The sequence below is a fragment of the Streptomyces wuyuanensis genome (assembly GCF_900103455.1).
In the GTDB taxonomy this organism is placed as follows: domain Bacteria; phylum Actinomycetota; class Actinomycetes; order Streptomycetales; family Streptomycetaceae; genus Streptomyces; species Streptomyces wuyuanensis.
In genome coordinates, this window is sequence record NZ_FNHI01000005.1 from 163389 (window position 1) to 185408 (window position 22020).

Annotated in this window: 20 protein-coding genes and 1 pseudogene; 16 read left to right on the forward strand and 5 right to left on the reverse strand. The window is 71.4% G+C overall.

Going from position 1 to position 22020, the window contains the following annotated elements; all coding sequences use genetic code 11:
- The first annotated feature begins 85 nt into the window (after nucleotides 1-85).
- The 4 genes from BLT82_RS09705 to serA all read left to right on the forward strand — a co-directional run bounded on the left by BLT82_RS09705 (nucleotide 86) and on the right by serA (nucleotide 5529).
- The gene (locus tag BLT82_RS09705; protein WP_093653482.1) at nucleotides 86-1972 is read left to right on the forward strand and encodes an acetolactate synthase large subunit; all 1887 of its coding nucleotides are present in this window, start codon (nucleotides 86-88) and stop codon (nucleotides 1970-1972) included.
- 23 nt (nucleotides 1973-1995) lie between these two features.
- On the forward strand, nucleotides 1996-2520 hold the full coding sequence (gene ilvN, locus BLT82_RS09710; RefSeq protein WP_093653483.1) for an acetolactate synthase small subunit: 525 nt from the start codon (nucleotides 1996-1998) through the stop codon (nucleotides 2518-2520).
- A gap of 117 nt (nucleotides 2521-2637) precedes the next feature.
- Nucleotides 2638-3639, forward strand: coding sequence for a ketol-acid reductoisomerase (gene ilvC, locus BLT82_RS09715; RefSeq protein ID WP_093653484.1), 1002 nt, complete (start codon nucleotides 2638-2640; stop codon nucleotides 3637-3639).
- 288 nt (nucleotides 3640-3927) lie between these two features.
- The gene (serA, locus tag BLT82_RS09720) at nucleotides 3928-5529 is read left to right on the forward strand and encodes a phosphoglycerate dehydrogenase (RefSeq protein ID WP_093653485.1); all 1602 of its coding nucleotides are present in this window, start codon (nucleotides 3928-3930) and stop codon (nucleotides 5527-5529) included.
- A gap of 186 nt (nucleotides 5530-5715) precedes the next feature.
- Here serA and BLT82_RS09725 read toward each other — a convergent pair whose 3' ends face one another.
- The 4 genes from BLT82_RS09725 to BLT82_RS09740 form a co-directional block, all read right to left on the reverse strand.
- Nucleotides 5716-6096 carry a peptidase inhibitor family I36 protein gene (locus tag BLT82_RS09725; protein WP_093653486.1) on the reverse strand — a complete coding sequence of 127 codons (381 nt, stop codon included), beginning with the start codon at nucleotides 6094-6096 and terminating at the stop codon, nucleotides 5716-5718.
- Nucleotides 6093-6797 (reverse strand): hypothetical protein, encoded by a 705-nt coding sequence (locus BLT82_RS09730; protein ID WP_093653487.1) that lies wholly within the window; start codon nucleotides 6795-6797, stop codon nucleotides 6093-6095. Before BLT82_RS09730 ends, BLT82_RS09725 begins: the two co-directional genes overlap by 4 nt.
- Nucleotides 6798-6800: 3 nt before the next feature.
- A complete protein-coding gene (locus BLT82_RS09735; RefSeq protein ID WP_093653488.1) occupies nucleotides 6801-7169 on the reverse strand; it encodes a hypothetical protein in 369 nt (122 codons plus the stop codon).
- 195 nt (nucleotides 7170-7364) lie between these two features.
- The gene (locus BLT82_RS09740) at nucleotides 7365-8624 is read right to left on the reverse strand and encodes a PucR family transcriptional regulator (RefSeq protein WP_093653489.1); all 1260 of its coding nucleotides are present in this window, start codon (nucleotides 8622-8624) and stop codon (nucleotides 7365-7367) included.
- Nucleotides 8625-8807: 183 nt separating this feature from the next.
- Here BLT82_RS09740 and BLT82_RS09745 point away from each other — a divergent pair, with 183 nt between their 5' ends.
- From BLT82_RS09745 to BLT82_RS09795, 12 genes and pseudogenes are all read left to right on the forward strand, one after another.
- Nucleotides 8808-9734, forward strand: a complete 927-nt coding sequence (locus BLT82_RS09745) for a proline dehydrogenase family protein (RefSeq protein ID WP_093653653.1) — start codon at nucleotides 8808-8810, stop codon at nucleotides 9732-9734.
- A 57-nt stretch (nucleotides 9735-9791) separates the two neighbouring features.
- Nucleotides 9792-11423 carry an L-glutamate gamma-semialdehyde dehydrogenase gene (pruA, locus tag BLT82_RS09750; RefSeq protein ID WP_093653490.1) on the forward strand — a complete coding sequence of 544 codons (1632 nt, stop codon included), beginning with the start codon at nucleotides 9792-9794 and terminating at the stop codon, nucleotides 11421-11423.
- Between the two features lie 165 nt (nucleotides 11424-11588).
- The gene (locus tag BLT82_RS09755) at nucleotides 11589-11828 is read left to right on the forward strand and encodes a hypothetical protein (RefSeq protein WP_093653491.1); all 240 of its coding nucleotides are present in this window, start codon (nucleotides 11589-11591) and stop codon (nucleotides 11826-11828) included.
- 116 nt (nucleotides 11829-11944) lie between these two features.
- A pseudogene (locus BLT82_RS09760) lies at nucleotides 11945-12304 on the forward strand (S1 family peptidase); the annotation flags it as partial.
- A gap of 176 nt (nucleotides 12305-12480) precedes the next feature.
- Nucleotides 12481-13038: a GNAT family N-acetyltransferase gene (locus tag BLT82_RS09765; RefSeq protein WP_093653492.1), complete on the forward strand. Its 558-nt coding sequence runs from the start codon at nucleotides 12481-12483 to the stop codon at nucleotides 13036-13038.
- A 307-nt stretch (nucleotides 13039-13345) separates the two neighbouring features.
- On the forward strand, nucleotides 13346-13492 hold the full coding sequence (locus BLT82_RS37095) for a hypothetical protein (RefSeq protein WP_167745991.1): 147 nt from the start codon (nucleotides 13346-13348) through the stop codon (nucleotides 13490-13492).
- Between the two features lie 339 nt (nucleotides 13493-13831).
- The gene (locus BLT82_RS09770; protein ID WP_093653493.1) at nucleotides 13832-14872 is read left to right on the forward strand and encodes a 3-isopropylmalate dehydrogenase; all 1041 of its coding nucleotides are present in this window, start codon (nucleotides 13832-13834) and stop codon (nucleotides 14870-14872) included.
- Nucleotides 14873-15125: 253 nt separating this feature from the next.
- The gene (locus BLT82_RS09775) at nucleotides 15126-16214 is read left to right on the forward strand and encodes a branched-chain amino acid aminotransferase (protein WP_093653494.1); all 1089 of its coding nucleotides are present in this window, start codon (nucleotides 15126-15128) and stop codon (nucleotides 16212-16214) included.
- A gap of 326 nt (nucleotides 16215-16540) precedes the next feature.
- Nucleotides 16541-17332, forward strand: coding sequence for an urease subunit gamma (gene ureA / locus BLT82_RS09780; RefSeq protein WP_093653495.1), 792 nt, complete (start codon nucleotides 16541-16543; stop codon nucleotides 17330-17332).
- Nucleotides 17329-19020, forward strand: a complete 1692-nt coding sequence (locus BLT82_RS09785) for an urease subunit alpha (RefSeq protein ID WP_093653496.1) — start codon at nucleotides 17329-17331, stop codon at nucleotides 19018-19020. The genes ureA and BLT82_RS09785 overlap by 4 nt, the downstream gene beginning before the upstream one ends.
- A gap of 52 nt (nucleotides 19021-19072) precedes the next feature.
- Nucleotides 19073-20092, forward strand: coding sequence for an agmatine deiminase family protein (locus BLT82_RS09790; RefSeq protein ID WP_093653497.1), 1020 nt, complete (start codon nucleotides 19073-19075; stop codon nucleotides 20090-20092).
- Nucleotides 20093-20278: 186 nt separating this feature from the next.
- Nucleotides 20279-20818, forward strand: a complete 540-nt coding sequence (locus BLT82_RS09795) for a TetR/AcrR family transcriptional regulator (RefSeq protein WP_342029402.1) — start codon at nucleotides 20279-20281, stop codon at nucleotides 20816-20818.
- A 148-nt stretch (nucleotides 20819-20966) separates the two neighbouring features.
- Here BLT82_RS09795 and BLT82_RS09800 read toward each other — a convergent pair whose 3' ends face one another.
- Entirely contained in the window at nucleotides 20967-21812 is an 846-nt protein-coding gene (locus BLT82_RS09800; protein WP_244291901.1) for a hypothetical protein, read from the reverse strand.
- Nucleotides 21813-22020 lie beyond the last annotated feature (208 nt).

A 22020-nucleotide genomic window follows, 5' to 3' on the forward strand; every position in this document is an offset into this window, starting at 1 on the left:
GGGTTTTTTGTTGCACTGGCACTAACAAAACCCCGCAAAACCCCCAGCTTCGAGAACCGCAAAAACCCTCAGCTTCGAGAAGAGAATGCCGATGACCGAGCAGGCCACCGGGGCCCACCATCCGCAGCCGCGGGCCCGCACCGGCGGACAGACCTCCGCCACCGTTGAGCACGTCACGGGCGCGCAGTCCCTCATTCGTTCTCTCGAGGAGGTCGGGGCCGAGACGGTGTTCGGCATTCCCGGCGGTGCGATCCTTCCGGCGTACGACCCGCTGATGGACTCCTCCCGGGTGCGCCACATCCTGGTCAGGCACGAGCAGGGCGCGGGGCACGCGGCCACGGGTTACGCGCAGGCCACCGGAAAGGTCGGCGTGTGCATGGCCACCTCCGGCCCGGGGGCCACAAACCTGGTCACACCGATCGCCGACGCGCACATGGACTCCGTCCCGCTGGTCGCCATCACCGGCCAGGTGGCCAGCAAGGCCATCGGTACGGACGCCTTCCAGGAGGCGGACATCGTCGGCATCACGATGCCGATCACCAAGCACAACTTCCTGGTCACCAAGGCCGAGGACATCCCGCGGACGATCGCCGAGGCCTTCCACATCGCCTCCACCGGCCGCCCCGGTCCGGTCCTGGTCGACATCGCCAAGGACGCCCTCCAGGCGCGGACCACGTTCAGCTGGCCGCCGCAGACCGATCTGCCCGGCTACCGGCCGGTCACCAAGCCGCACGCCAAGCAGATCCGTGAGGCGGCGAAGCTGATCACCCAGGCCAGGCGCCCCGTCCTGTACGTCGGCGGCGGGGTCCTCAAGGCCCGCGCCACCGCCGAGCTCAAGGTCCTCGCGGAGCTCACCAACGCCCCCGTCACCACCACCCTGATGGCGCTGGGCGCGTTCCCCGACAGCCACCCGCTGCACGTGGGAATGCCGGGCATGCACGGTTCGGTCACCGCCGTCACCGCGCTGCAGAAGGCCGACCTGATCGTCGCCCTCGGCGCCCGCTTCGACGACCGCGTCACCGGAAAGCTCGACAGCTTCGCACCGTTCGCCAAGATCGTCCACGCGGACATCGACCCGGCGGAGATCGGGAAGAACCGGGCCGCGGACGTTCCGATCGTGGGTGACGCCCGCGAGGTCATCGCCGACCTGGTCCAGGCCGTCCAGGCCGAGTACAGCGAGGGCAACACCGGCGACTACACCGCCTGGTGGCAGGACCTCAACCGCTGGCGCGAGACCTACCCGCTCGGCTACGACCTGCCGGAGGACGGCAGCCTCTCGCCGCAGCAGGTCATCCAGCGGATCGGCCAGCTCGCGCCGGAGAACACGATCTTCGCCGCCGGCGTCGGCCAGCACCAGATGTGGGCCGCGCACTTCATCGACTACGAGAAGCCGGCCACCTGGCTGAACTCCGGCGGCGCCGGGACGATGGGCTACGCCGTCCCGGCCGCCATGGGCGCCAAGGCGGGGATGCCGGACCGCACGGTGTGGGCGGTCGACGGCGACGGCTGCTTCCAGATGACCAACCAGGAACTGGTCACCTGCGCCCTGAACGGAATCCCGATCAAGGTCGCGATCATCAACAACGGCGCGCTGGGCATGGTGCGCCAGTGGCAGACCCTGTTCTACAACGAGCGCTACTCCAGCACCGTCCTGCACTCCGACGAGACCGGTCACCGCACGATCGGCTCGCAGGTCGGTGCCAGCCAGACCCCCCGCAAGGGCACCCGCATCCCGGACTTCGTGAAACTGTCCGAGGCCATGGGCTGTGTCGCCCTGCGCTGCGAGGACCCGGCCGAGCTGGACAAGGTCATCGCCGAGGCCAACGCCATCAACGACCGCCCCGTGGTGATCGACTTCATCGTCCACGAGGACGCCATGGTGTGGCCGATGGTCGCCGCCGGCACCTCCAACGACGAGGTCATGGCCGCGCGCGGCGTCCGCCCCGACTTCGGCGACAACGAAGACGACTGAGCGAAGAGAGAGACACGACGACCATGTCCAAGCACACGCTCTCCGTCCTGGTGGAGAACACCCCCGGCATCCTCGCCAGGATCGCGGCCCTCTTCTCCCGCCGCGGCTTCAACATCGACTCGCTCGCCGTCGGCGTCACCGAGCACCCCGACATCTCCCGGATCACCATCGTGGTCAATGTGGAGGACCTGCCGCTGGAACAGGTCACCAAGCAGCTGAACAAGCTGGTCAACGTGCTGAAGATCGTCGAGCTGGAGCCCAGCGCCGCGATCCAGCGCGAACTCGTCCTGGTGAAGGTCCGAGCGGACAACGAGACCCGCTCCCAGATCGTGGAGATCGTCCAGCTGTTCCGCGCCAAGACCGTGGACGTCTCGCCCGAGGCCGTCACCATCGAGGCCACCGGTTCGAGTGACAAGCTCGAGGCCATGCTGAAGATGCTGGAGCAGTTCGGCATCAAGGAGCTCGTCCAGTCCGGCACGATCGCCATAGGGCGCGGCGCCCGGTCCATCACGGACCGCAGCCTGCGCGCCCTCGAGCGCAGCGCCTGAGCCGCGGGGCCCGGCCGGCATCCGGCCGGGCCGCCCGGATGGCGAGACCCCCAGACCCCCTCATCGCTCCCCGCCGTACGGTGGGACGCAACACCGGAACACCCAAGGAGAAACCCAGTGGCCGAGCTGTTCTACGACGACGACGCCGACCTGTCCATCATCCAGGGCCGCAAGGTCGCGGTCATCGGCTACGGCAGCCAGGGCCACGCCCACGCGCTGTCGCTCCGTGACTCCGGTGTGGACGTCCGCGTCGGTCTGCACGAGGGGTCCAAGTCCAAGGCCAAGGCCGAGGAGCAGGGCCTGCGCGTGGTGACGCCGTCGGAGGCCGCCGCCGAGGCCGACGTCATCATGATCCTGGTCCCGGACCCGATCCAGGCCCAGGTGTACGAGGAGTCCGTCAAGGACAACCTGAAGGACGGCGACGCGCTCTTCTTCGGCCACGGCCTGAACGTCCGGTACGGCTTCATCAAGCCCCCGGCCGGCGTGGACGTCGCGCTCGTCGCCCCCAAGGGCCCCGGCCACCTGGTGCGACGCCAGTACGAGGAGGGCCGCGGCGTTCCGTGCATCGCCGGTGTCGAGCAGGACGCGACCGGCAACGCCTTCGCGCTGGCGCTCTCGTACGCCAAGGGCATCGGCGGCACCCGCGCCGGCGTCATCAAGACCACCTTCACCGAGGAGACGGAGACCGACCTCTTCGGCGAGCAGGCCGTGCTCTGCGGCGGCACCGCCGCGCTGGTCAAGGCGGGCTTCGAGACCCTGGTCGAGGCCGGCTACCAGCCGGAGATCGCGTACTTCGAGTGCCTCCACGAGCTGAAGCTGATCGTGGACCTCATGTACGAGGGCGGCCTGGAGAAGATGCGCTGGTCCGTCTCCGAGACCGCCGAGTGGGGCGACTACGTGACCGGCCCGCGCATCATCACGGACCAGACCAAGGCCGAGATGAAGAAGGTCCTCGGCGAGATCCAGGACGGCACCTTCGCCAAGAACTGGATGGACGAGTACCACGGTGGTCTGAAGAAGTACAACGAGTACAAGAAGCAGGACGAGAACCACCTGCTGGAGACCACCGGCAAGGAGCTCCGCAAGCTCATGAGCTGGGTGGACAACGACGAGGCGTGAGCCTCGGTACGGCGGGCCCTCCGGGGCCCGCCGTTCGTCGTCCCAGGGCTCGGCCGCGGTCCCCGGAGCCTCTTCCGCCGCATCCCGGGACCGCCGTTGGACAGCAAGTCCAACCCGGACGGGTGATCCTTCCGCCAAGGCGGAAAAGACGCCCTCCCACACCACTAGAGTGGTCAGTACATACGCGTCAGGTCAGGCCCACAGCGTCGTGCGTCTTCCACGCGGCTAGCCCCTCCACCGCCAGCGGCCGTCGGGACGGCCGTCCGCATTGGACCAGTGAGGACTCACGTGAGCACTGCGCCCCGTAAACCCGTTGTACTCATTGCCGAAGAGCTGTCGCCCGCCACCGTGGACGCGCTCGGTCCGGACTTCGAGATCCGGCACTGCAACGGCGCGGACCGCGCCGAGCTGATCCCCGCCATCGCCGATGTCGACGCCATCCTGGTGCGGTCCGCCACCAAGGTCGACGCCGAGGCCGTCGCCGCAGCCAGGAAGCTCAGGGTGGTCGCCCGCGCCGGTGTCGGCCTGGACAACGTGGACGTCTCCGCCGCCACCAAGGCCGGTGTCATGGTCGTCAACGCGCCGACGTCCAACATCGTGACCGCCGCCGAGCTCGCCTGCGGTCTGATCGTCGCCACCGCGCGCAACATCCCGCAGGCCAACACCGCCCTGAAGAACGGCGAGTGGAAGCGCTCCAAGTACACGGGCGTGGAGCTCAGCGAGAAGACCCTCGGCGTGGTCGGCCTCGGCCGCATCGGCGTGCTCGTGGCCCAGCGGATGTCCGCCTTCGGCATGAAGATCGTCGCGTACGACCCCTACGTCCAGCCCGCGCGCGCCGCGCAGATGGGCGTCAAGCTGCTCTCGCTGGACGAACTGCTCGAGGTCTCGGACTTCATCACCGTCCACCTCCCCAAGACGCCCGAGACGATCGGCCTCATCGGCGACGAGGCGCTGCACAGGGTGAAGCCGACCGTCCGCATCGTCAACGCCGCGCGCGGCGGGATCGTCGACGAGGAGGCGCTGGCCAGCGCGCTCAAGGAGGGCCGGGTCGCTGGCGCGGGCCTGGACGTGTACGCGAAGGAGCCGTGCACCGACTCCCCGCTGTTCCAGTTCGACCAGGTCGTCTGCACCCCGCACCTCGGCGCGTCCACCGACGAGGCCCAGGAGAAGGCCGGTATCTCGGTCGCCAGGTCCGTCCGTCTCGCGCTCGCCGGCGAACTGGTCCCGGACGCGGTCAACGTCCAGGGCGGTGTCATCGCCGAGGACGTCCGCCCGGGTCTGCCGCTCGCCGAGAAGCTCGGCCGCATCTTCACCGCCCTGGCGGGCGAGGTCGCGGTCCGGCTCGACGTCGAGGTGTACGGCGAGATCACCCAGCACGATGTGAAGGTGCTCGAACTCTCCGCGCTGAAGGGCGTGTTCGAGGACGTCATCGACGAGACCGTGTCGTACGTGAACGCCCCGCTGTTCGCGCAGGAGCGCGGCGTCGAGGTGCGCCTCACCACCAGCTCGGAGTCCCCGGACCACCGGAACGTGGTGACGGTGCGCGGCACGCTCGCGGGCGGCGAGGAGGTGGCCGTCTCCGGCACCCTGGCCGGGCCCAAGCACCTGCAGAAGATCGTGGCCGTCGGCGACTACGACATCGACCTCGCGCTGGCCGACCACATGGTCGTCGCGCGCTACGAGGACCGGCCGGGCGTCGTCGGCACGGTGGGCCGCATCCTGGGCGAGGCCGGGCTGAACATCGCCGGTATGCAGGTGGCGCGCCAGGAGGAGGGCGGGGAGGCGCTGGTCGTCCTCACCGTGGACGACACCGTGCCGCAGAACGTGCTCAACGAGATCGCCGAGGAGATCGGTGCCACGTCGGCCCGTTCGGTGAACCTGACCGCCTGAGGCGTCGGCCCGTTCGGTGTACCCGACCGCCTGAGCCCGTTCCGTAACGCGTCCCGCACCCGCCTCCCGAACGCTCGTCCCGCACGGGCGTTCAGGGGGCGGGTGCGGCGCGTTCGGGGGGGTGCCCGGACCCTGGCCGGAAACCGGTGCCCCCGAGCCCGGCCCGGGGGCACCGACAGTGGTGGGTCAGCAGCTCATCGCCCAGGTGTGGGAGTCGCCGTCGTCGTTGGCGGCGCCGTTGTAGTTGACCTCCTGGCCCGGGGCCAGGCAGATCGTCATGTGCCCGCCCAGGTTGGCGCTCGAGTACACCCTGACGTGGTCCTTGATGCCCGGGCCCGAGATGCCGTGGTTCGCCCACGAGGAGTCCTCGTCGGCGATCCAGCTCTCCCACCAGTGGTCGTCCCCCGACCAGTTGGCGCGCTGGCCGGAGAAGTCGGCGTTCTCCCAGGCGCAGAACTCACCGCTCGGGCATTCGGCGGCGCCGGCCGGGGCGGCGGCCGCGGCGAGCCCGCCGGTCAGCAGGAGGACGGCGGTCGCCGCGGAGGCGAGGGTGCGCTTCAGGGTCATGGCGATGCGGAGCCTTTCTCTGGGGTGTTCCCGTGGGGGTACGCGGCGGAGATCTCCGCCGCGCGGTGCAGCGCGCGGGTGCGCAGCCGCGTGTGGGTGGTCAGTTGGTCGCGCCGGAGCAAGCGGACCTCGGCGAGCCGCGTCGGCCGCAGCCTGGCCTCCACCGAGGCCAGCCCGCTCTCCCGTGCGCATCGTTGCTCAACGCCCTGCTCCGGACCGGGCGTTCGAGTCGGACCCGCCGCTTCCAAGCACCGTGCGAACCGGGCCCGGGCCGCACGGTGGGCCGGATCGGCCCGCATGCGCGCAGCGGCCTCGGCGCTCAGGTTGTTGACGGTCACCTCCGCGCGGAACCAGCGGCGCTGGTCGCCGTAGAGGGCGTGCCGGGCGGCGGCCAGACAGCCGTCGGTGTGGGCGCGGACGGTGTGACCGGTGGGCAGCGCGAGGGACAACTCCGTGGGACCGGCACCGAATAGCGCGTCCCGGAGCCGTCTGCTCTCCTGCGGCGACGAGGGTTCCCTCGCCACGGCGAGGCCCTGGCGGTCCAGGCATCCGTCGACCAGGACGCGCTGGGCGTACCGGATCAGGGCGTCCTGGTCCCGCTCGGTGGCCGGCGGGACGGGGGCGGGCCCGGAGGGCTCGGCGGCGCAGCCGGCCAGGACCAGGGCCGCGACGGCCGCGCACGCGGTTCGCAGGCTGCGCACGGCTCAGCCGGCCTCGCAGCCCTGGTCGGTGTCGGCGACACCGTCGATCCGGGACCCCCAGGACCAGTTGTCGCTGTGGTCGTAGGCGCGGATCAGCCGGGCGTAGCAGGTGCCGCGCGCCCAGTCGATGGCGTACACGTCGCGGTTGACGTCGGAGCGGAAGGACGCCGCGTTGTCGTGCAGGAAGTCCGGGACGTCCCGGTAGCCCGGTGGGCCGTAGCACCATCCGGTGCCGTGCTGTCCGGCCCCGGTCCAGAAGCAGACCTGGCCGGGGGCGGCGGGCGCGACGGGGGCCCCGACCGCCGGGGCGTGGAGCGGAGCGGGGGAGAGGGCGGCGAGCACGGCGGCGGACAGGACGGACCTGCGGAGCATGGCGACTCCCGGAGTGCGGTGGAGGACCCCGTCCCTGTGCGACGGGAGGACGCGATCAAGCTGCCCTGCCCCGATCACCGTCATGCGCCGTTCACCCGAAGGGGGAGGCACCCTCTCCGGAGGAGCGTTTCTGCAGCTCAGAGACCCGGACGGGGAGCATTCCCCTGGCCATGGCCCGCGTCCCGGCGGCCGCGGTCACAGCCGGGCGGCCTTCAGCGCCATGTGCAGCAGCAGCCGGTCCTCGCCGTCGTCCAGATCGAGCCCGGTGAGCCGCTCCACCCGGGAGAGGCGGTAGTAGAGGGTCTGGCGGTGGATGCCCAGGGCGGAGGCAGCGCGGCCCGCCTGCCCGGCGCAGTCCAGGAACACCTCGGTGGTCCGGGCGAGTTCGGCGTTCGCCGGAGTGAGCAGGGCGGCGGTCGCCGGGTCCGGGGCGGGGGCCGGCGGGAGTGCCGTCAGCAGCCGGTACGGGCCGATCGCGGCCCAGTCGGCGACCGGACCGAGCCCGGGCTCGGCGAGGACGGCGCGTGCCGCGGAGGCGGCCTCCCGCCAGGAGGCGGCGAGGCCGCCCGTGCCTCGGCGGGGGAGCGCGATGCCCGCGACAGCGGATCCGGCGGCCTCCGCGAGCCGGCCCGCCGCGGTGAGAGCGGGCGCGAGCACGTCGGCCGCGCGCAGGCGCACCAGCACGGCGAGTGCCTGCCCCTCGGTGCCGTCGCCGGCCGGGTCGGTGACGGCGCGAGGCGGCTCTTCCGGCTTCGGTCCGCCGCGCCCGCCCTTCCGGGTCCGTCCGGGCGAGGCCGCGGCCGGCGAGTACGCGGCGCCGGCCGACCAGGGCCAGGGCACCGTGCACAGGGCCGACGCCCCGACGACGGCGCGGGCCGACGGGGCGTCCACGGAAGCCCACGGGGCCACGCAGACCACCGTGTGGAGCCCGTCGGCGGCCGGGCCGAGCGCCGTGCGGAGGGCCGCCAGGGCCATGTCGTACTGCCAGCCGCGCTCGGCGGTGAGCACCGCGCGGAACTCCCGGGACAGATCCGTGCCCGCCCGTTCCTCGTCGGCGAGCAGCGCCCCGATCCGGTCGGTCACCTGCATGGCCGAGGTCAGCTGGTCGGCCGTCGGCCCGGGCCGGGCGTCGAGCAGCCACACATAGCCGAGGACGATCCCGCGGTGGCGGACGGGCAGGCAGATCCGGTCCCGGAACACACCGGCCTCCGGGGCGGCCGGGATCCGCACCGGGCCGGTCGCCCGGGTGATGCCGAAGCCCTCGAACCAGGAACGCACCGCGGGGGTGGATTTCCTGGTGAGGATCGAGCGGGTGCGCACGGGATCCATGGCGCTGTCGTCGTCGCTGTCGTGCGCGCCGAAGGCGATCAGTTCGAAATCCCGGTTCTCCAGGGTCGCCGGGACGCCCAGCAGTCCGGATATCTCGTCCACCAGTTCCTGGTAATCGCCCTTCACCCGGACATTCTCCCATCGGACGGACACCTCTTCAGACAAATGTCTGAAGAGGTGCGGCTGGATGCGTGACAGGTGTCGATGGCCCGGCGCCGGAGCGATATTTAGGTTTCACGGTGGTTATCCGTGCCGTACACCGCGCAGTCGGTTCCGGCCCCCTGCTACCCGTGTTCCGTGGAGGTGCCCGTGCTGGGTCCCGTGATCCTCGCCGCGTCGCGCAGCGACAGGATGCGTCGTCTCGTCTCGGCGGCGCCGATGACGAAGCCGGTCGTCGACCGCTTCATTCCCGGGGAGACGGTCGATCAGGTCATCCCGATCGTGACCGATCTCACGGACAAGGGTCTCGAGGTCACCCTGGACGTGGTGGGCGAGGACATCACCACCCGTGAGCAGGCCGCCGCCGCACGCGACGCCTATCTGCGGCTGATCGAGCACCTCGAGCCCCTGGACCTGGGCACCAGGGCCGAGATGTCGGTCAAGCTGTCGATGTTCGGCCAGTCCCTGGAGGGCGGCCACGAGCTGGCGCTCGAGAACGTCCGCCCGGTCGTCGAGGCCGCCGCCGCGATCGGCACCACGGTCACCCTGGACGCCGAGGACCACACCACCCTGGACTCGATGTTCGCCATCCACGAGGAGCTGCGGAAGGACTTTCCGCAGACCGGCTGCGTGATCCAGGCCTACCTCTTCCGCACCGAGGAGGACGCCCGCCGTCTCGCCGCCAACGGCAGCCGCGTGCGTATCGTGAAGGGCGCGTACAAGGAGCCGGCCTCCGTCGCCCACCAGGACAAGGGCGAGATCGACAAGGCCTACGTGCGCATCCTGAGGACCCTGATGGACGGCACGGGCTACCCGATGATCGGGTCCCACGACCCGCGACTGATCTCCGTGAGCCAGGAGCTCGCGCGCCGCGCCGGGCGCAAACTGGACGAGTACGAGTTCCAGATGCTGTACGGGATCCGGAGCGACGAGCACCTGCGGCTGGCGGCCGAGGGCCACCGGATGCGGGTGTACACGGCGTACGGGACCGACTGGTACGGCTACTTCATGCGCCGTCTCGCCGAGAAGCCGGCCAACCTGCTGTTCTTCGTGCGGTCGATGATCACCAAGAACTGACCACAGGGCCCCAGGACTGAGCCCTCCCACCTCTCTCACAAAGGAGTTACGGAACTCATGGACGCTGTGACCCAGGTCCCCACCCCCGTCAACGAGCCGGTGCACGGCTACGCTCCCGGATCGGCCGAGCGTGCCCGGCTGGAGGCCAAGCTCAAGGAGCTGGCCGAGAACCCCATCGACCTCCCGATGACCATCAACGGTGAGAAGCGCATGGGCGGTGGCGAGGAGTTCAAGGTCGTCCAGCCGCACAACCACCAGGCCGTCATCGGCACCTTCCGCGGCGCCACCCGGCAGGACGCCCAGGACGCGATCGACGCCGCCCTCGCCGCCGCCCCGGCGTGGCGCGCGATGTCGTTCGACGACCGCGCCGCGATCATCCTGCGCGCCGCCGAGCTGCTCTCCGGCCCCTGGCGCGAGACCCTGGCCGCCTCCACGATGCTGGGCCAGTCGAAGACCGCGCAGCAGGCCGAGATCGACACGCCCTGCGAGCTCATCGACTTCTGGCGGTTCAACGTCGCCTACGCCCGCCAGATCCTGGCCGAGCAGCCGCCGGCCAACTCCCCGGGCGTGTGGAACCGGCTGGACCACCGTCCGCTGGAGGGCTTCGTCTACGCGATCACGCCGTTCAACTTCACGGCCATCGCCGGCAACCTGCCCACCGCCCCGGCCCTGATGGGCAACGTGGTGGTCTGGAAGCCGTCCCCGACCCAGACCCACGCCGCCGTGCTGCTCATGGAGCTGCTGGAGGAGGCCGGTCTGCCCAAGGGCGTCATCAACCTCGTCACGGGTGACGGCATCGCCGTCTCCGAGGTCGCGCTGAACCACCCCGACCTGGCGGGTATCCACTTCACCGGCTCGACCAAGACCTTCCAGCACCTGTGGAAGACGGTCGGCAACAACATCGAGAAGTACCGCTCCTACCCGCGCATCGTCGGTGAGACGGGCGGCAAGGACTTCGTCGTCGCGCACCCGAGCGCCGACCGCGCGATCCTCAAGACCGCACTGACCCGCGGCTCCTTCGAGTTCCAGGGCCAGAAGTGCTCCGCGTCCTCGCGCGCGTACATCCCGGCCTCCATCTGGAACTCCGGCTTCAAGGAGGAGTTCGCCGCCGAGGTCGACGGCATCAGGATGGGCGACGTCACCGACCTGACGAACTTCATCGGCGCCGTCATCGACGAGCGCGCCTTCGCCAAGAACAAGGCCGCGATCGACCGCGCGAAGGAGGACCCGACCTGCACGATCGTCGCCGGCGGTACCTACGACGACTCGGTCGGCTACTTCGTCCGCCCCACGGTCGTCGAGTGCACGGACCCCTCGAGCGAGGTCTTCACGACCGAGTACTTCGGCCCCTTCCTCGCCGTCCACGTCTACGAGGACGACAAGTACGAGGAGATGCTGGAGCAGATGGAGTCGGTGTCGGCGTACGCGCTGACCGGCTCGGTCATCTCCGGTGACCGCGCGGCGACCGCGTACACGATGGACAAGCTCCGCTACGCCGCGGGCAACTTCTACATCAACGACAAGTCGACCGGCGCCGTCGTCGGCCAGCAGCCCTTCGGCGGCGGCCGTGCTTCCGGCACCAACGACAAGGCCGGCGCCCCGCAGAACCTGATGCGCTGGACCCTGACCCGCGCGATCAAGGAGACGCTGGTTCCGCCGACCGAGTACGGCTACCCGCACATGGGCTGACGCCCCCGCCGGGCCCGCGGGGCCCGGTCCCGTGAACACCGCCCCCCGCCGGTTCCCCACAGACCGGCCGGGGGCGGCTCACGTCCGGCCCCCGGCTCGCGTCCGGCGCCGGTCCGGGGGCGGGCTTACGCTGCTGTGGAGGGGGCTCGCGCGAGGAGGCACACCATGCCCGGTTCCACCACACTCGGCCCCGGCCACGGGGTCGACGCCATCGAGCATCCCGATGCGCAGCGACTCGCTTCCGTGATGAGGGAACTGCACCGGCTCCTGGAGGCGGCGGGACCTGACCGGATCACGGATCCGCAGGTCGCGGCGCTCTGCGGCGGCGAGGCGCACCGTCGCGAGGAGTTCACCGACTGGACGGGGCGGGTCGCCCACCGGCTGGAGAAGGCCACCGGGCACTAGACCGCCGCCCCGCGTGCCCCCGGCCGTCCGGCCGGGGGCACGGCCGTGTCCGGGCCCGCCTTTCCGATGGGATTGGTCCAGACCCTTGCCTTGATGATGTGGTCATGTCAAATTCTTCTGACGGTGCGTCCCCGCACGGAACCGTCGAAGGAGACCCCTCGCATGAGACGCGCAATCCGTGTGCGCGCCGGTCGTCCGCTCTCCTCTCCCTCCGGAAGAGCGGCTCGACCACCAAGGTGACGAGCGGGACCATGACCGCCGTCAACGTGACGGTCAACTACAGCGACGGGCCGGTGTACGGCATGGTCCGGACGACCGCCTGCTCGGCCGGCGGCGACAGCGGCGGCGCCCACTTCGCGGGCGCGGTGGCCCTCGGCATCCACTCGGGCAGCTCGGGCTGCACCGGGGCGAACGGATTTGCGATCCACCAGCCGGTGCGTGAGGCACTGGCCGCGTACGGCGTCAACGTGTACTGACGCGAAGGCCGGCACAGCCGGATCGGCCGGGGCGTCCCCGTCCCGGCCGAGCGGCCCGTCCGCCCGCCGGCCACGCAGCCGGCGGCGGCCCAACTCCCCCCGGAGGTGGCGGATTCCCGACGCTGCCACGGGCCTCGGAGGGGGCGCGGCCGCCCGCGCCTGACAGAGTTGCCCCTATGACGGACACCACGACCGGGTCGCTCCGCACGGCCCACACCTACCAGCTGTCCGAAGCGGCCCTCGGTGAGATCCGTGCCCTGCTCGACGCCGCCTTCGACGGCGACTTCCACGACGACGACTGGTCCCACGGGCTCGGCGGCGTCCACGCCTTCGTCCGCGACCGGGAAGGCCTCGCCGCCCACGGCAGCGTGATCATGCGCCGGGTGGTGCACGGCGGACGCTCGTACCGCGTCGGCTACGTCGAGGCGGTCGCCGTCCGGGCCGACCGCCGGCGCCAGGGCCTGGGCGGGCGGGTGATGGGCGCGCTGGAGAGGGTGATCGACGGTGCGTACGAACTCGGGGCGCTCTCGGCCTCCGACGACGGCGCGGCGCTGTACCGCTCCCGAGGCTGGAAGCCGTGGCGCGGCCGGATCGAGGTGCTGGGCCCCGACGGCGTCGTCCCCCTCCCGGACGAGGAGGACTCCACGTTCCTCCGGCAGCCCCCCGGACTCCTTCTGCCGGATCCCGCGGCGACCTCCCTGCTCTTCGACTGGCGGGACGGCGACGTCCTCTGAGCCGTCACCCGCCGGACGGACGGGCCCAGTTGAATCCTCGTCGCCCGCTGGTGGTAACGCGCCCGGACCGTCTCCGGACCCGCGGCTCCCACCTGCGGTTCTCCAAGATCGCGTCTCAGATAGTAGGAAGTCCGACTAACTGTGGAGACAGCGAGGCTCCGCTCCCTTACTTTTGTAGGAGCCGAACGTCTCGCTCGATCCAGCGAATGGCGGCCTGAGCCGGTGCCCGAGGCAGGCAACCCCTGCGGCCCGCTCCCCGCCCCTTCCGGCGCCTTCGATCGTTCCCGATCTCAAGGAGTCGACGACCATGTCCGAGCAGACCCTTCTCCGTCGCCGTGTCCGTCACACGCCCCGCGTCAGCGAGTCCGACCGCAGGAGCGCCGCCGCGAACGCCGCCGCGGCCCTGCAGCGCGCCCTCGACCGCAGGGACAACGGCGGCGAGACCGGCCACTGACCGGCGGAACCGGCCGGTGACGCCCGGGGGTCACCGGCCCCCCGGCCCTTGCCTCGGGCGTTCCGGCCCGGTGCCGCAAGGCGCCGGAAGCAAGCGCCCCGGTGCGGCAAGGTGCAGGAAGGAAGCGCCTCGCCGCGCCGTCGTTCGTTCCCGATGTACGTCTCGGCCGTGGGTCCGCGTCGGGACGAAGCCCCGAGAACGCGGCGTCGGCATGCCCGGATTCAGTACCGGCCGCCCGTGGTGAGGGCCGAGCCGGTGCGAGGGGTGGGGCGGACGCGCGATGCGTCCGCATGGTGGACATCGTGTGTCATTCGATGGGACGCGGAGTACGGTGCGGATATGTCTCGCAGCCTCAATCTCGCAGTGATCCCCGGTGACGGCATCGGCCAGGAGGTCGTGGCCCAGGGCCTGAAGGTCCTCTCGGCCGTGCTCCCCCAGGATGTGAAGCTGGAGACGAAGGAGTACGACCTCGGCGCGAAGCGCTGGCACCGCACCGGCGAGACCCTGCCGGACGCGGAGCTCGACTCCCTCAGGGAGCACGACGCGATCCTCCTCGGGGCGATCGGCGACCCGTCCGTGCCCTCCGGCGTCCTGGAGCGGGGGCTGCTGCTGAAGCTGCGGTTCGCCTTCGACCACTACGTCAACCTGCGTCCGTCGAAGCTCTTCCCGAACACCGCGACCCCGCTGGCCGGCCGTCCCGAGATCGACTTCGTGGTGGTCCGCGAGGGCACCGAGGGCCCCTACACCGGCAACGGCGGCTCCCTGCGCACCGGTACGCCCGCGGAGGTCGCCACCGAGGTCAGCGTCAACACGGCGTACGGCGTGGAGCGGGTCGTCAGGGACGCGTTCGCGCGGGCCGACGCCCGTCCCCGCAAGAAGCTGACGCTGGTTCACAAGAACAACGTCCTCGTGTACGCGGGCCACATGTGGAAGAAGATCTTCGACCAGGTCGCCCGGGAGTACCCCGCGGTCACCACCGACTATCTGCACGTCGACGCCGCGACGATCTTCTTCGTCACCCAGCCGGAGCGCTTCGACGTCATCGTCACCGACAACCTTTTCGGTGACATTCTCACGGACCTCGCCGCTGCCGTGACCGGCGGTATCGGCCTGGCCGCGTCCGGGAACATCAACCCGACGGGTGAATTCCCGTCGATGTTCGAGCCCGTCCACGGCTCCGCTCCCGACATCGCCGGCACGGGCAAGGCCGACCCCACGGCCACGGTCCTGTCGGTCGCCCTCCTCCTGCGCCACCTCGGTCACGAGGCCGAGGCCGTCCGTATCGAGGACGCCGTCGCCGCCGATCTGGCGGACCGGGACGGCACCCCCCGCACCACAGACGAGATCGGCGACGCGCTCGCCGTACGAGTAGCGGGCTGACCTGTCGACTCTCGAAGCCGCCGGGTCGCACACGCACCCGGCGGCTTCTCCTGTGCGGCCTCCGGGTGCCACCATCAAGCCATGGGCCGCAGTCCACGCTGTTCCGTCCCGGCCCCCACGCACTGCGATAATCGGACGTGGGGCCGCTTCATGCGGGGAAGCTCGGACGTCCTAGTACAGCCGTACGCAGGGCGAGCAGACGTACAGACGTGAGCGCGGTCCGTCACAAACAAACGGTGAAGGACACGCAGACATGACGACGCCCTCGATCGAGCTCAAGCCCTCCTCGACCCCGCTGTCCGACGCGGAGCGCGAGGCGATCCTGGCCAACCCGGGATTCGGCCGCCACTTCACCGATCACATGGTGACGGTCAAGTGGACGGAGGGGCGCGGCTGGCACGACGCCCAGCTGACCCCGTACGCGCCGCTGTCGATCGACCCGGCCAACATGACCCTGCACTACGCGCAGGAGATCTTCGAGGGGCTGAAGGCCTACCGCAGGCCCGACGGTTCGGTCGCCACCTTCCGGCCCGACGCGAACGCCCGGCGCTTCCAGCTCTCCGCCCGCCGCCTGGCCATGCCGGAACTGCCGGTCGAGACGTTCATCGACGCCTGCGACGCCCTGGTCCAGCAGGACAAGGCGTGGGTCCCGGAGCACGGCGGCGAGGCCTCGCTCTACCTGCGTCCGTTCATGTTCGCCAACGAGGTGGGCCTGGGCGTCCGTCCGGCCAACGAGTACCTGTTCATCGTCATCGCCTCGCCGGCGGGCCCGTACTTCCCGGGCGGCGTCAAGCCCGTCTCGGTCTGGCTGTCGGAGAACTACGTCCGCGCCGTCCCCGGCGGCATGGGCTTCGCCAAGACCGGCGGCAACTACGCCGCCTCCCTCCTCGCGCAGGCCGAGGCGGCCGCCAAGGGCTGCGACCAGGTCGTCTGGCTCGACGCCCTGGAGCACAGGACCGTCGAGGAGATGGGGGGAATGAACCTGTACTTCGTGTACGGGGACAAGATCGTCACGCCCGAGCTCACCGGTTCGCTGCTCGCCGGCATCACCCGTGACTCGCTGCTCTCGCTCGCCCGCGACCTCGGCTACGAGTCCGCGGAGGGCAGGATCACCACCGACCAGTGGAAGCGCGACACCGAGAACGGCAGCCTCACCGAGGTCTTCGCCTGCGGCACCGCCGCCGTCATCACGCCCGTCGGCACGGTCAAGTCCACCGGCGGCGAGTGGACCCAGTCCAACGGTGAGCCGGGCAAGGTCACCATGGAACTGCGCAAGGCCCTCCTGGACATCCAGACCGGCAAGGCCGAGGACAAGCACGGCTGGATGCACGAGCTCGGCTGACCGACCCGCCCCACCAGGCGCAGCGAGCGCCCCGTCCCAGCGGGCGCAGGAACCGCGCGGCCCCCGTCCGGGCCGCGCGGTTCTCCGTTTTCCGACGGCGCCGGGCACGGGTCGGACCGGCGTCGGACTCTCCCACCCGTCGGACACGCTTTTCGAGTGTTGCTCAAAGATCGGCTGGCGTTCTTGGTGCTGCCCCCGTGTCAATGCTTCCCGATCAGAGGTATCAAGGTTAGAGTGGCGTTCGAACATCTGGAGTCGGACCGTGAGATTCCGAAAGCGATGCATCCAGTGGGAGGGCCGGGTGGGCCCCAGGGAGGCGTGGTGACGTGCGACTGACCCCGACCGAGCGGGACCGGCTGCTGCTGTTCGGTGCGGCCGAACTGGCCCGGGCCCGGCGTGCCCGAGGGCTGAAGCTCAATGTCCCCGAAGCGACCGCCCTGATCGCCGACACGGTCTGCGAGGCGGCCCGGGACGGCCGCCGGCTCGCCGAGGCCGTCGAGGCGGCCCGCTCCGTGCTCGGCCCCGAGGACGTCCTCCCGGGAGTCGCCGACGTGGTCACCGAGGTCCATGTCGAGGCCGTCTTCGACGACGGCTCACGGCTCGCCGTCGTCTCCGACCCCATCGGCGACGGCAGCCTCGACGGCTCGGCGCCCGGCGCCGTGCTGCCCGGACCTGCGGATGCCGAGCCCGAGCCGGCACTGCGCCTCACGGTGCGCAACACCGCGGCCGTGCCCGTCAGCGTCACCTCCCACTTCCACTTCTTCGAGGCCAATCCGAGGCTCGACTTCGACCGGGCCGCGGCCTACGGCATGCGGCTCTGCGTTCCCGCCGGCTCGTCCGTCCGCTTCGGCCCGGGCGACGAGGCCGAGGTCGGGCTCGTGCCGATCGGCGGCGACCGCGTCGCCATCGGCTTCGCGGGCCTGGTCGACGGCCCGCTCGACGCTCCCGGAGCGAAGGCCGAGGCCCTGCGCCGCGCCGCCGCCTGCGGCTACCGCGGCGCCGGCGGCCGGCCGGAAGCGGCTCCGCAGGAACCGGCCCCGCACGACCCCGCCGGGCTGCACCCCGCCCCGCGGGAATCCCGACAGCAGGCGCCCTGCCGACCGGAGGAGGACCGATGACGGGCATCGACCCGCACGAGTACGCGAGCGTGCACGGCCCGCGCGCCGGGGACCGGGTGGTCCTCGGCGACTCCGGCCTGGTCGTCCGTGTCGAGTCCGATTCGCAGAAGCCCGGGGACGAGTTCCTCGCGGGCTTCGGCAAGACCGCCCGCGACGGGCTGCACCTCAAGGCGGCCGCCGTCCGCGACACCTGCGACGTGGTCATCAGCAACGTGCTCGTCATCGACGCCGTCCAGGGCATTCGCAAGGCGTCCGTCGGCATCCGCGAGGGCCGCGTCTCCGGCATCGGCCGCGCCGGCAATCCGGACACCCTCGACGGCGTCGACGTCGTCGTCGGGACCGGCACGACGATCGTCTCCGGCGAAGGGCTCATCGCCACCGCCGGTGCCGTGGACACCCATGTCCACCTGCTCTCGCCGCGGGTGATGGAGGCGTCGCTCGCCTCCGGCGTCACGACGATCATCGGGCAGGAGTTCGGCCCGGTCTGGGGCGTCGGCGTCAACTCCCCGTGGGCGCTCAAGCACGCCTTCGGCGCCTTCGACGCCTGGCCCGTCAACGTCGGCTTCCTGGCCCGCGGCTCGTCCTCCGGCGAGGCCCCGCTCGTCGAGGCGCTCGCGGAGGGCGGCGCGTCCGGTTTCAAGGTCCACGAGGACATGGGCGCCCACACCCGCGCGCTCGACACCGCCCTGCGGGTGGCCGAGGAGTACGACGTCCAGGTCGCCCTGCACAGCGACGGCCTCAACGAATGCCTGTCCGTCGAGGACACCCTGAAGGTCCTCGAGGGCCGGACCATCCACGCCTTCCACATCGAGGGCTGCGGCGGGGGACACGTACCGAACGTGCTCAGAATGGCGGGCGTGCCGAACGTCATCGGCTCCTCCACCAACCCCACCCTCCCCTTCGGCCGGGACGCGGTCGCCGAGCACTACGGGATGATCGTCTCCGTACACGACCTCAAGACCGACCTGCCCGGCGACGCGGCCATGGCCCGGGACCGGATCCGCGCCGGGACGATGGGGGCCGAGGACGTGCTGCACGACCTCGGAGCGATCGGCATCACCTCCTCCGACGCCCAGGGCATGGGCCGCGCGGGCGAGACCGTGCGGCGCACCTTCGCCATGGCCGGGAAGATGAAGGCCGAGCGGGGCCCCCTGGAGGGCGACGGCGCGCACGACGACAACGCGCGCGTCCTGCGGTACATCGCCAAACTGACCGTCAACCCGGCGATCGCCCACGGCCTTTCGCACGAGATCGGCTCGATCGAGCCGGGCAAGCTCGCCGACATCGTGCTCTGGAAGCCCCAGTTCTTCGGTGCGAAGCCGCAGCTGGTGCTGAAGTCGGGCTTCCCGGCGTACGGGGTGACCGGCGACCCGAACGCGGCGACCGACACCTGCGAACCGCTCGTCCTCGGACCGCAGTTCGGGGCGCACGGCGCGACCCCCGCCGAGATCTCCGTGGCGTTCGTGTCCCAGGCCGCGGCCGCTCTCGGCAGCGACTCCTTGCCCACGCGCAGGCGCCGGGTCGGGGTGCGCGGCACCCGCGGCATCGGCCCCGGCAACCTGCTCCTCAACTCGCGCGTCGGTGACGTGGCCGTGGACGCGCACAGCGGACTCGTCACGCTCGACGGCGATCCGCTGCGCTCCGATCCGGTGGAGTCCATGTCCCTGAACCGCCTGTACTTCCTCTGAGTCCGCCCGAGTTCCCGAGACCCGCTCCGAACCCTCAGCACAAGGACCTGTGATGACGTTCCGCATGCCGCCCGAGTGGGCCCCGCACGAGCGCACCTGGATGGCCTGGCCCGGCCCCAACCCGACCTTCACAGACGACCGTGAACTCGCCGAGGCACGTGCGGCCTGGGCCGCCGTCGCCCGTGCCGTACGCCGCTACGAGCCGGTCACCATGGTGGTGGGCCCGGGGCAGTCGGAGGGCGCGCGCGAACTGCTGGGCGCCGAGGTCGAGATCGTGGAGCGCGAGCTGGACGACGCGTGGATGCGGGACATCGGCCCGACCTTCGTCACCGACGGCGAGGGCGGTCTCGCCGCCGTGGACTGGGTGTTCAACGGCTGGGGCGGCCAGGGCTGGGCCCGGTGGGAGCACGACTCGAAGATCGCCCGCCATGTGGCCGACCTGGCGGGAGTCCCCGTCCTCCCCTCGGCGCTCGTCAACGAGGGCGGCGCGATCCACGTCGACGGCGAGGGAACGGTGCTGCTGACCGACACCGTGCAGCTCGGCGCCGGGCGCAATCCCGAGTGGACGCGCGAGCAGGTCGAGGCGGAGATCCACGCCAGGCTCGGCACGAGCAAGGCGATCTGGCTGCCGCACGGGCTGACCGGCGACTACGGCAGGTACGGCACACAGGGGCACGTCGACATCGTCGCGGCGTTCGCCCGGCCCGGTGTGGTCCTCGTCCACAGCCAGAAGGATCCGGCCCACCCGGACCACGAGCGTTCCAGGACGTACGCGGAGATCCTGCGCGGCCGGACGGACGCCCGCGGCCGCACGCTGGAGGTCGTGGAGGTCCCGGCCCCGACCGTGCTCAAGGACGAGGACGGGGAGTGGGTCGACTACTCGTACATCAACCACTACCTCTGCAACGGGGGAGTGGTGCTGTGCACCTTCGACGACCCGAACGACGAGATCGCGGCCGGGATCTTCCGCCGCCTCTTCCCGGAGCGGACGGTGACCCCGGTCGACGCCCGCACGATCTTCGCGGGCGGCGGGGGCATCCACTGCATCACCCAGCAGCAGCCGAAGGTCTGACCCGGTGCCCGCCCGCACGGCCGGCACCGCCCGCGCCGGGGTGCCCCGGGAGTGGCGGCCCGCCGGTATGCCCCGGGGCCGCCACCGGGTCGCCGGGGGATCGGGTAGAACGTACGGGTGAACGTTCCCTCGGGCCCCCGACGCCGCAACACCGCACCTCCCCGCGAGGAGGTGCTCGCCGCGGCGATGGCGACGATCGCCGAGCGCGGGCTCGACGGGCTGACCATGGCCGGTCTCGGCCGCGAGGTCGGGATGAGCAGCGGGCACCTGCTCTACTACTTCCGCACCAAGGACGAGCTGCTGCTGCGGACCCTGGAGTGGAGCGAAGGCCGGCTCGGCGCCGAGCGGAGCGCGCTGCTGTCCCGGCCGGCCGGCGCCCGCGAGCGACTCGACGCGTACGTGGACCTGTACGTCCCCGACGGCCACCGCGACCCGCACTGGACGCTGTGGCTGGAGGTCTGGAACCGCTCGCAGAACGCGGACGAGGACGCCCGTGCCCGGCAGGCCGCCATCGAGGGCGCCTGGCACCGCGATCTCGTCGCCCTCCTCGCCGAGGGCATCTCGCGGGGCGAGTTCCGCGCCGTCGACCCGGACCGCTATGCCGCACGACTCCGTGCCCTGCTCGACGGCTTCAGCGTGCACGTGGCCGTCGGCATACCGGGAACCGGCCGGCCACAGGTCCTGGCCCACGTGGCGGAGTTCATCGCCGACTCCCTGATTCCGTGACGACCGCCCGCCACCCGTAGGCGCCCGGGGCCACGGGTGCCTTCCGGGGCCCCGCGTGCCTTCCGCGGCGCCGGCCGGCTGCCCGCGCCGTACACGTGCCCGCGCCGTGCACCCGACCGCCGCCGCCGTTGCCGAGCGGCCGGGGTCCTCACCGCCCCGCGGCCGCCTCGGGCTGCTGCCCGAGGCGCTGGTGCATCTTCTGCAGCGAGTCGGTCGCGTACTTCTGGATCTGCGCGTCCAGATCGGCCTTCCCGACCACGTAGGCGCTGAGGATGTTCCGGCCGTCCCGTCCGGTGGCGATGACGTAGAGGTCGTTCACCGTGGCCCCGTTCGCCGAGACGACCTGCCGGCCCTCCTCGGAGACCAGTTCGTCGAAGCCCGGCAGCTGCGGCGGGCTCGCCTCGCGCACGCCGTTCCAGCGCTCCTTGCCGCGGAACTGGTCCGGGCAGCGGTGGATGTTGTCCCGCGCGTCGGCGAGGTACTGCTTCGCGGTGGCCTCGTCGGCGAACACCTTGACCTCGGACGTCCCCGCGATGCCGGATGCCGTCTCGGTCACGTTGCGCTGCAGCGAGGCCAGTGTGCCGATGCGGCTCGGGCGGCTCGCGAACTCGCAGTTCTCCCGCACCAGGGACTCCGGCGCGGGATCCACCTCGTACGGCTTGTGCTGGGTGAAGCCGGATCCCCAGTCCGGGGGCGCGAGTGCCACCCGCGTGGCGACGGCGTGCGCCGCGGCCTCCGCCGCCTTCGTGTCGGTCGGCGCGGGCGAGACCGCACTCCCGCCGCCGTCGTCGTCACCGTCGCCGCCGAGCGACACCACCAGCACGACGACGAGCGCCAGCACCACCGCCGCCGCGCCGGCGCCGATCAGCGTGCGCTTGCGCCGCCGGCCTCCGCGGGGAGCCCCGGAGCCCGAAGGCGGCGGCGGACCGGGGGCCGGTCCGGAGGGCCGGGGGACGGGTCCTGAGGGCGGCCCCGTGGGAGGTTGTGAGCTCATGGGGATTCCCCTACCACTCGGCCGGGCGGCCCCCCGCCCGCCGATCGGGTGCCGGAACGGGCCCGAACACCCCCGCGGTCGGCACACCGCCCGCATACTGAGACCCCTGTCCATGCTGGCACGCATATGTGGCAGACTGCCACCGTGCTCGCATTCGCCATGATTATCGGCAGCAGCGCGCCGGTCCGCAGTGACCGCTGACCCGTGG